The sequence below is a fragment of the Cytobacillus firmus NBRC 15306 genome (assembly GCF_001591465.1).
GTDB classification, from domain to species: Bacteria; Bacillota; Bacilli; order Bacillales; family Cytobacillaceae; genus Cytobacillus; species Cytobacillus firmus.
The window spans coordinates 1-1,095 of record NZ_BCUY01000228.1; the positions used below are offsets into that span (position 1 = coordinate 1).

Consider the following 1,095-nt stretch of genomic DNA (forward strand, 5'->3'; position numbering starts at 1 on the left):
AGCTGTCAAAAACATGATAATTCGTTGGTTAGATCGCTATTTTCCTGAATTTACTCAGGTGTTCCCATCATTCGGAAAAATGGCTATGGCTGTTCTTGAATGCACTCCATTTCCAAGTGATCTTCACCAAAAACAACCCGACGAAGTGTTATCACTTTATCGGAAGGTTGAGGGACTCAAATCCCCACAAAGACCAAAAGCAGTACGCCTTATCGAGGTCGCAGCTAGCTCTATCGGAGTAACAGAAGGACGTGAGATGGCCCGTATCGAAATCGCCACACTCGTTCGCCGTTACCACCAGCTAGAACAAGATATCGAAAGCATTACTCAACACCTAGTTGAGCTTGTAAAAACTTCAGTAGAATACGAATGGCTATCAACGGTTCCTGGGCTTGGAGATACAACCATTGTCGATTTATTAGCTGAAATCGGAAGCTTTTCACATTACGAAGATCCACGCCAACTAATCAAACTCGCGGGACTGACATTACGTGAAAATTCCTCCGGTCTGCATAAAGGGCAAAAGCGCATATCCAAACGAGGCAGAAGAAAGCTGCGTGCCCTCCTGTTCCGAGTGATGATGCCGATGATTCGCCACAATGAAGCCTTTAGAAGGCTACACGAATATTACACTAACCGTAAGGTTAATCCGTTACGCAAGAAGCAATCCATCGTGGTTCTATGCGGTAAGCTATTAAAGGTATTACATGGAATTAGCACCAAGCACAAAGCATTTGACGCACAGCGAATGATGAGGGATATTCCAAGTCTCGTAGAGGCTGCATAAGGTCCTACATCCCCTTAACTAAACCTAGACAACAGGATGACACGGAGAAGCTGGCACTATTTTTTCCATTCGACCTAGAGTCCCTAAAGGAGCTTCGCTAGCCTCTGCCTTATGACTAGACCGAACGAAGGAATGTAGGCACACTGATGCCCAGAGACATGGGAGGGTACGTCATCATAAGTTACGCAGAGATCCATTGTGCATCGCATAATTTCCTATCGCTACTTTCCACCATTATCCAGTAGTGACAGCGTAGCGTACCCATGAATTGGAATAGTTTCACATATTATTAAAATATTGTTAGGAAT

At 44.5% G+C, this 1,095-nt stretch carries 1 protein-coding gene; it reads left to right on the top strand.

Features of this window, described 5'->3' with window-relative positions; genetic code table 11:
• The coding region (locus tag BFI01S_RS22015; RefSeq protein WP_156478375.1) for a transposase at positions 1-787 on the top strand (787 nt) is incomplete at its 5' end.
• Positions 788-1,095 lie beyond the last annotated feature (308 nt).